The 6,337-nt window shown below is 40.1% G+C and carries 7 protein-coding genes; 3 read left to right on the forward strand and 4 right to left on the reverse strand.

Going from position 1 to position 6,337, the window contains the following annotated elements:
* Window positions 1-180: 180 nt before the first annotated feature.
* Window positions 181-897 (reverse strand): tRNA (guanosine(46)-N7)-methyltransferase TrmB, encoded by a 717-nt coding sequence (gene trmB, locus B4H32_RS10135; RefSeq protein ID WP_286802765.1) that lies wholly within the window; start codon window positions 895-897, stop codon window positions 181-183.
* Between the two features lie 261 nt (window positions 898-1,158).
* Between trmB and B4H32_RS10140 the strand changes: the two genes are divergently transcribed.
* Window positions 1,159-1,770: a glutathione binding-like protein gene (locus tag B4H32_RS10140; RefSeq protein WP_286802767.1), complete on the forward strand. Its 612-nt coding sequence runs from the start codon at window positions 1,159-1,161 to the stop codon at window positions 1,768-1,770.
* Window positions 1,771-1,825: 55 nt separating this feature from the next.
* On the opposite strand, the gene B4H32_RS10145 is transcribed toward B4H32_RS10140, so the two are convergent.
* Both B4H32_RS10145 and ahpF read right to left on the reverse strand, forming a co-directional pair.
* Window positions 1,826-2,170, reverse strand: coding sequence for a hypothetical protein (locus tag B4H32_RS10145; protein WP_178882790.1), 345 nt, complete (start codon window positions 2,168-2,170; stop codon window positions 1,826-1,828).
* Window positions 2,171-2,328: 158 nt separating this feature from the next.
* A complete protein-coding gene (ahpF, locus tag B4H32_RS10150) occupies window positions 2,329-3,894 on the reverse strand; it encodes an alkyl hydroperoxide reductase subunit F (protein ID WP_004681022.1) in 1,566 nt (521 codons plus the stop codon).
* Between the two features lie 213 nt (window positions 3,895-4,107).
* On the opposite strand from ahpF, the gene B4H32_RS10155 reads away from it, so the two are divergent.
* On the forward strand, window positions 4,108-4,326 hold the full coding sequence (locus B4H32_RS10155; protein WP_004759731.1) for a DUF1653 domain-containing protein: 219 nt from the start codon (window positions 4,108-4,110) through the stop codon (window positions 4,324-4,326).
* Here B4H32_RS10155 and B4H32_RS10160 read toward each other — a convergent pair.
* Entirely contained in the window at window positions 4,323-5,357 is a 1,035-nt protein-coding gene (locus B4H32_RS10160; protein ID WP_286802771.1) for a helix-turn-helix domain-containing protein, read from the reverse strand. The genes B4H32_RS10155 and B4H32_RS10160 overlap by 4 nt on opposite strands.
* Before the next feature lie 122 nt (window positions 5,358-5,479).
* Here B4H32_RS10160 and B4H32_RS10165 point away from each other — a divergent pair.
* Window positions 5,480-6,337 (forward strand): alkane 1-monooxygenase (locus B4H32_RS10165; RefSeq protein ID WP_286802777.1); only part of this gene is annotated, 858 nt, incomplete at its 3' end.

Below are 6,337 nucleotides of genomic sequence, written 5' to 3' on the forward strand. Positions count from 1 at the left end.
TTCCTAAACACCATCGCTCAGATTCATCTAGTTTATTTTCTTGAACAGAAAATCATTAATTTTATGCCTAGTTCCACCGTTGTACGGTGGAATTCCAATTGCAAAATCAAACTGAGTATCTATCATAAATTTATAGGTTAATGAGCAATGGCATTCCTAAACACCATCGCTCAGTTCCATTTATTTTATTTTCTTGAACAGAAAATCATTAATTTTATGACCTTCTTCTAAACCACGACGTTCAAATTTGGTTTGTGGTCGCCAGTCTGGGCGTGGGTAACTGTTGCCTTTACCTGCTACATTTTCCAGATTCGGGCGATTATCCAGAACGTCCAGCATCCATTCCGCATAGGGTTCCCAATCGGTTGCCGCGTGGAATGTACCACCCAACTCCAGCTTTTGTTCAACCAACTGCATGCGCTCATGGATAACGAAACGACGCTTGAAGTGACGTTTTTTCTGCCATGGGTCAGGGAAATAAAGTTGTACGCAGTTAATGCTATTGTCAGGCATTTCACGAAGTACCTGAATTGCATCTGCATCCAGTACCCGTAAATTCTTTAACCCAGCCATACCTGCTTCATAAACACATTGCGCGATACCAGGAACGTGCACCTCAATACCGACAAAATTACGTTCAGGATTGGCCTTTGCCATAAGCACCAGTGAGCGACCCATTCCAAAACCAATTTCCACAGTGAGCGGACGCTCTGGCTGTTCAAAGTGCTGACGTAGGTCGCCAACAGGATATTCCAGAATTAAGTCACGATAATCTTCGAGCGCAGTGCGTTGAGATGTGTTGAGTGGAGCTGAACGACGCATAAACGTCACAATTTCACGATGCTCAGGTAAATTGTCAAGTTCCGTAATTTGCGTTTCTAACTGATCGTTTGACATGATTCTGGGGATATAAATTATAGAAATGCCGTATTGTAAGTGTTCAGTTGATCAAGTCAAATTTTTAGTGAGATTTTGACATGGTATAGTCATGTTTAGCGCTTAATATCGGGATAGAATTTTTATAAACAGCACATCAATGGCAACTTAAAATGCTTGAAAAGTGCAAAAACATACTTTTTTGCAAATCAGTAACAAACAAAGCTTGAAAGTTTGGATGAAGCATTTTAAAACATTAATGTTAAATAACAAGGATCAAACATGAAGTTGTATTATTCACCAGGTGCCTGCTCATTGGCGGCCCATATTATTTTAAATGAAATAAATGTAGATTTTGATTTAGAACGAGTAGATTTAAAAACACATAAAACTTCAAAAGGTGCAGACTATTACGAAATCAATCCAAAAGGTTATGTTCCTGCATTGGAAATCAACCCTGGCTTGATCTTAACTGAAAATGTGGCCATTTTACCGTTTCTGGCACAGCACGATCCAAAACAGGACTTGATCCCTCCATCAGGCATGGGGCGTGCAAAGGTACTTGAATGGCTGGGTTATCTTAACTCAGAGCTGCATGATGCCTATGCGGTATTTTTCACGGGCAAATTGACCGATGATGAGAAAAACAGGGCCTATGCGGAAGTTGATCGTTTATTGAAATATATTGACAACTATCTGGCTGAATCAGAGTGTGATTATTTGGTGGATGATAATTTTGGTCCAGCAGATGCGTATTTGTTTGTCATTACAAACTGGTCAAATCATATTGAACATGATTTAACGCCATATCCAAATATTGTTGCCTTGCGCAACAAGGTCGCTGAGCGTCAGTCGGTTCAAATTGCAATGCGTGATGAAGGATTACTCGGTTAGTTTTCTCTGCATTAAAAAAGCCTCTGTGATCAGAGGCTTTTTTATAATCAAAAGATTATTGTTGCGCTTTTTCTTTTACATCAGCAGCGCCTGACTCTACCGCACCAGCAACTTTAGCAGTTGCATCACGTGCAGCAGCTTCAGTTTTAGCAGCAGCTTCAGCAGTTGCATGAGCAGTATGATCAGCAGCAGCGTCGATTTGATCACCCGCATTATCAACCGCAGTTGCAACATTGTCAGTCGCAGTTGCTGTTGCGTCTTTGATGTCAGCACCAGCCTGTTCAGCAGCGTTTTCTAAATGTTCGCCAGTAGTTGCCCCAGTTTCAGGCGCTTTATCTTTATTACAGCCTACAAGCGCAACAGTAGCAGCGAGACCTAATGCAACAAGTAATTTATTCATTTTTCGTTCCTTTTCTTTGTGGCATCCAATACTATATGGATAGCCAAAATATAAACATAAAAACGTTGACGAATAAAGTTGAAAATTTGTTGATAACTTGTAAAAACACGCACTTACATTTGAAAAATGTAAGTGCGCGCACAAGTTTTATGTTGGATTTACACCCCAGAGCGAATCATGTAGTCAAAAGCAGACAATGAAGCCTTGGCTCCCTCACCAGTCGCGATGATGATTTGCTTATAAGGCACGGTGGTACAGTCACCCGCAGCAAATACACCTTTTACATTGGTTTCGTTACGGTCATTGATCACAATCTCACCACGATTGCTGAGTTCAACCGCACTGTTCTTCAGGAAATCGGTGTTTGGCAACAAGCCAATCTGTACGAAGATTCCTGCAAGCTCAACTGTATGCTCAACATCAGTCGCGCGATCTTTGTATTTTAATGCCGTCACTTGTGAACCATCACCAACGACTTCGGTACTGAGTGCATTCAAGATCACGGTGGTATTTGGCAAGCTGTTTAATTTGTCTTGCAATACTTGATCTGCGCGAAGCCTGGTATCAAACTCAACCAACGTCACATGCTCAACAATCCCTGCAAGGTCAATCGCTGCTTCTACACCTGAGTTACCCCCACCAATCACCGCAACACGTTTGCCTTTGAATAATGGGCCATCACAGTGTGGGCAATACGCCACACCACGGGTACGGTATTCTGCTTCACCTGGTACATTCATTTCTCTCCAACGTGCACCTGTTGAAAGAATAATGGTTTTCGATTCAAGCTTAGCGCCATTTTCCAATTCAACTTCAACCAGACCATTGGCGGTTTGATCTGCACCTGTGATCTTGCTGACACGTTGCAAATTCATGATGTCCACACCGTACTCACGTACATGCGCTTCCATATCTTGAGCAAACTTTGGACCTACGGTTTTTTGAACCGTGGTGAAGTTCTCAATGTCCATGGTATCCATGACCTGACCACCAAAGCGTTCAGCCACGATGCCTGTTTTGATACCTTTACGTGCCGCATAGATTGCCGCAGTACCACCCGCAGGGCCACCACCAATCACCAATACATCAAAAGCATCTTTAGCATTGAGGGCTGCGGCATCTTTCTCGGCTGAGTTGGTATCTAACTTGGCAACGATTTCTTCCAAAGTCATACGACCTTGTCCAATATGTTCATTGTCTTGAAACACCATCGGTACGGCCAAGATTTTGCGTTCTTCAACTTCTTCCTGGAAGAAACCACCATCAATCATGGTCGCAGTTGCATTCGGATTATAGATTGCAATCAAGTTCAAGGCTTGAACCACATCTGGACAGTTATGGCAGCTCAATGAGACAAACACGTCAAAGTTTGCTTTTAAGTTTAAGCCTTTGATCTGGTTCAAGACTTCATCAGATACTTTAGGGGCATAGCCAGATACCTGCAACAATGCCAGGATCAAAGAAGTAAACTCATGTCCCATTGGTAAGCCAGCAAAGAACACACGTGGTTGTTCGCCTGCTTTAGCTACACCGAAACTAGGACGGCGAGCGTTTGAACCGTCAAAACGCGCCGTAACCTGGTCAGAAAGTTCTGCAATTTCAGTCACGAGTTCTTTGATTTTTGCAGCTTTATCAGAATCATCTAAGGTAGCGACCAACTCGATTGGGCTTTCCAAACGTTCTAAATAGGCTTTTAACTGGGTTTTAATATTTTGGTCTAACATGTAAATCTCCAAATTCTCAGCAGTTCAAGTCAGCTAAATTTATTCAATGAAGCCATAGTACGAAAAAATAATGAATAGGTAAAACAGTATGTTCTTATAGATTTGATCGGATTTTTGAATTTAAGATGAAATATCAATATTTTGAAGATTTTTCTATCTAAAAATTGTTATATAACTGCAATCATTTCATGGCATAACCTAAAGGAAAATAGCATGACATTACAGCGCGGCATATACCAACACTATAAGGGACAACTCTATCAGGTATTCAATGTAGCCCGCCATAGTGAAACTGAAGAAGAACTGGTGGTGTATCAATGCTTATATGGAGATTATTCCATGTGGGTACGTCCACTCGGCATGTTTACTGAAACAGTTGAGCTTGAGAATGGACAGGTGGTTCCACGTTTTAAATTAATCCAAGAGACTTAATCTGCCTGTTGGGTGTTCGCTCGGGACAGGCGATAGTGCTGTGGACTACATCCCATTACCTTATTAAATGCACGGGTAAAGTTGGCAGGGTTAGAATAGCCTAATTCGTAAGCAATATGGGTGATGGTAAAATTTGAATTTTCTAATAAATCAATTGCTCGCTCAGTACTAATTTTTTGTTTCAAAGCTTGAAATTCAACTCCTTGTTGCTGCAAATAACGTTGTAAAGTTTTAGTGGAAATATTTAGAACTTTAGCGCATTCGGTTAATGTTGGAATCTGATTGGCCTGTCGCAGCATCATGCTGACCCATTCAGCAATTTCACCTTGATGATAAATCTTCTGAATCTGTTCCTGACAGCGCTGCTCAACCACTTTTAGGCTATGAGCATCCGCCAAAGGTAAGGGCAGTGCCAGTTGTTGCTGATCAATAACAACGCGTATACCTGACATCCATGTGTAATTAAAATAAAAATTTGCTTTAACGAGATGTATATAGCGTTCAGCATAAACAGGCTCGGGTATACTTAAATAAATTTGGTAACGTTGTAATTGTTGTCCTGCAAGTTCTAATAAGCTGTAATAAAATCCAACGGCAATTGCTTCAATATGAAATGCTAAACATTGCTTATTCATTTGCAAGATGGGTTCAAGTAATAACTCAACCTTATGTTGATGAGTTGGAAATTGAATCGATAGCTTAAAGCTAGGCATAATTAGCCGAAAATATTGTGCGATTAATCTCAAAGCATGTTTTAAATTTGGACTGGTCATTAATGCATATCCAACCAAACTATGCGAACTGAGTTTTAGATTTGTACCGAGTTCAAAAGCCAAATCTTCTGTATTAGGTAGACTCAGGCCAAGTGCAATAAATTGTTCAATTTGTTGAATTGATAAAAGCTCAGTTTTAGAAAGTTCGTTATGAAATGCGTTTAATACCTCATTATCATATTGATGAGTACCAATCAGAATTTCGATCAACCGCAAATAATAACGAGATGGAATAACAGGGATTTGCTGTTTTTGCACAATAAAAATCCAGTAAAGTCTTAAAATGATAATATCAAGTCTTAAAATGATAATATAGAGTGACTGTAAAAGAACACAATCAATTCAAGCAAAACATTTTGTGTTTGATTGAGGAGTTTCTAATGAATATGCATACTCAACTGGATGTAGAGCAAGCAACAACAACTTTTAAAGATAAAAAACGTCATTTGTGGTTATTGGGTTTGGCTGTACCGACTATTGCAATGAGTGGTTTAGCGGGTTATCAATTTGGACCGAAAAAAACCAAAAAATTCTTTGCTTCTTTTGGCCCATTATTTATTCATGGGGTTATTCCTGCATTGGATAAGCTAATTGGTGAGGACACAGAAAATCCACCACTTGATGCGATTGCAGATTTAGAAGCTGATCCATATTATTCTCGAATTGTTAAACTTTTTATTCCATTGCAATATGCGACCAATATTTACGGCACTTATTTGGCAAGTCGTAAAGATACATCACTTGCAGATCAAGCGTTATTGGGTACGTTGGTGGGAATGGTGAATGGTATTGCCATCAATACGGCGCATGAATTGAGCCATAAAAGTGGTCGTCTCGAACATTATTTATCACATTTGGCATTAGCTCTATCGGGCTATAATCATTTCCGTATTGAGCATCCATATGGTCATCACCGCCGTGTTGCAACGCCAGAAGATCCAGCATCATCTCGAATTGGTGAAACTTTCTGGAAATTTTTACCGCGTACAGTGATTGGTAGTTTCAAATCGGCGATCGAAATTGAGAAAAACCGTTTAGAGCGTAAAAAATTACCATTCTTCTGTAAAGAAAATGAATTGATTCATGGTTGGGCGATGTCTGCTGTGTACCATGCCGCTATGTTTAGCAAATTTGGAGTGCGTTCAGTACCATTCCAAGTGATACAGGCTGCTTATGCGATTACTTTGTTTGAATCAGTGAATTATATTGAGCATTATGGTTTAAAACGTGAAAAGAAA

Origin of the sequence: Acinetobacter sp. UBA2063 (genome assembly GCF_002333245.1) — a bacterium.
Lineage (GTDB): Bacteria > Pseudomonadota > Gammaproteobacteria > Pseudomonadales > Moraxellaceae > Acinetobacter > Acinetobacter parvus.

Bases quoted from the DNA above. Each gene is read 5' to 3' on its own strand.
- B4H32_RS10155 (WP_004759731.1), top strand. From the start codon at position 4,108: ATGACATTACAGCGCGGCATATACCAACACTATAAGGGACAACTCTAT.
- B4H32_RS10145 (WP_178882790.1), bottom strand. From the start codon at position 2,170: ATGAATAAATTACTTGTTGCATTAGGTCTCGCTGCTACTGTTGCGCTT.
- trmB (WP_286802765.1), bottom strand. From the start codon at position 897: ATGTCAAACGATCAGTTAGAAACGCAAATTACGGAACTTGACAATTTA.
- B4H32_RS10140 (WP_286802767.1), top strand. From the start codon at position 1,159: ATGAAGTTGTATTATTCACCAGGTGCCTGCTCATTGGCGGCCCATATT.
- ahpF (WP_004681022.1), bottom strand. From the start codon at position 3,894: ATGTTAGACCAAAATATTAAAACCCAGTTAAAAGCCTATTTAGAACGT.